This is a genomic window from Cellulomonas biazotea (assembly GCF_004306155.1).
Lineage (GTDB): Bacteria > Actinomycetota > Actinomycetes > Actinomycetales > Cellulomonadaceae > Cellulomonas > Cellulomonas biazotea.
Window position 1 is genome coordinate 1 of sequence record NZ_BIMR01000459.1, and the last position, 1,755, is coordinate 1,755.

2 protein-coding genes are annotated in these 1,755 nt (G+C 75.8%); both read left to right on the top strand.

From position 1 onward, the window contains the following. On the top strand, window positions 1–676 hold a 676-nt coding region (locus CBZ_RS20135; protein ID WP_174768707.1), incomplete at its 5' end, for a BBE domain-containing protein. A gap of 50 nt (window positions 677–726) precedes the next feature. Beyond that, window positions 727–1,464 carry a class I SAM-dependent DNA methyltransferase gene (locus tag CBZ_RS20140; RefSeq protein ID WP_130783204.1) on the top strand — a complete coding sequence of 246 codons (738 nt, stop codon included), beginning with the start codon at window positions 727–729 and terminating at the stop codon, window positions 1,462–1,464. Window positions 1,465–1,755: the final 291 nt, after the last annotated feature.

The window sequence follows — 1,755 nt, forward strand, 5'->3', positions numbered from 1 at the left end:
CCCGGCCACCGGCCTCGACGCGCTCCGCACCTGGCTGTCGCTCGCGCACGACGCCCCCACCCGCACGACCCTGCACGCCGCCGTACGCGGGGGCGGAGCGCTCACCCTCGGGCTCGTCCACGTCGGCCCGCCCGACGACGTCACCACTCTCGTCGCCGCCCTCGACGGCCTCGGCACTCCCACGGCCCGACGCGTCGAGACCCTCACCTACCTCGACCTGCAGCGACGGTCCGACACCCCCACCGCGCACGGCTTCCGCCGCTACGGCAAGAGCCACTACCTGCCGGACCTGCCCGACGTCGCCCTCGACGCCTTCCTCGCCCACGCCGAGGCCGACCTCGGTGCCGCGAGCCTCGTCGCGTACGGCGGCGCGATCGCCGACGTCGACCCCGCCGCGACCGCCTTCCCCCACCGCACCGCACGGTTCGAGTACGGCATGGGCGCCCGCTGGGACGACCCCGCCGACGACGACCACCACGTCGCCACGTGCCGCCGCCTCGCCGCGACCCTCGACCCGTGGAGCAGCGGTGCCTACGTCAACGCCCTCCCCGACGAGGGCGACGCGGGCGTGCACCGCGCCTACGGCGCCGCGACGTACACGCGGCTGCGGCAGGTGAAGGCGGTCTGGGACCCCGCCAACGTCTTCCGCCTCAACCAGAACATCCCGCCCGCCTGACACCCGCAAAGGCGTGGACACGTCCGCCCGGTGTCGGCGAGCGTCGGGGGATGCGTCAGGAGGACATCTGGGACGACGAGGTCGCCGCGCAGTACGACACCCCCGGGGTCGGCATGTTCGCGCCCGAGGTGCTCGGGCCGACGGTCGACCGGCTCGTCGCGCTCGCGGGAGGCGGGCGGGCGCTGGAGCTCGCGGTCGGGACGGGGCGGGTCGCGGTGCCGCTCGCCGCACGCGGGGTGCCGGTCGCGGGCATCGAGCTGTCGCGCCCGATGCTCGCCCGGCTGCGCGCCAAGGTCGACGAGGAGACGCTGCCGGTCGTCGTCGGCGACATGGCGACCGCGCGGGTGCCCGGCGAGTTCTCGCTCGTATACCTGGTGTTCAACACGATCGCGAACCTGCTGACGCAGGACGAGCAGGTGGCGTGCTTCCGGAACGCGGCACGGCACCTGCTGCCCGGCGGGAGGTTCGTCGTCGAGCTGTGGGTGCCCGAGCTGCGCCGGCTGCCGCCCGGGTCGGACGCCCTGGTGTTCCACTCCGGGCCCGGGTACCTCGGCGTCGACACGTACGACGTCCTGGAGCAGCAGGTCGTGTCGCACCACGTCCGGTTCGGCGACGGCCGGGAGGCGCGGGTGGGGCGGACGCCCCACCGGTACGTCTGGCCCGCGGAGCTCGACCTCATGGCGCAGCTCGCCGGGATGATGCTCGAGAGCCGGCACGCGGACTGGGCGGGGGCGCCGTTCACGGCCGACTCGCCGTCGCACGTGTCGCTGTACCGGGTGGCCGGCTGACCGGTGCGGGCAGATGCACAGGCCCCTCCCAGCGGAGAGTCCTAGCCTGCAGGTGAGCAGTCCCAGCGGCTCGAGGAGGCACCGTGACCACGGACCCGCACGACCCTTCCGGCACCGGTCCCGCCGGTGACGCCCAGCCGACCGTGCCCCTCCCGACGGCCGGCCCCACCCCGGCGGCGGGACCCGTGCCGGCCGCCGCCGCCGCACCCACCGCCGCAGGTCGACCCGCCCCCGGACCTGGCGCGTATCCCGGTGCGGTCCCGCCGCACGGGCCGCCGCCCCCGGCGGGCC

Bases quoted from the DNA above. Each gene is read 5' to 3' on its own strand.
- CBZ_RS20140 (WP_130783204.1), top strand. From the start codon at position 727: ATGCGTCAGGAGGACATCTGGGACGACGAGGTCGCCGCGCAGTACGAC.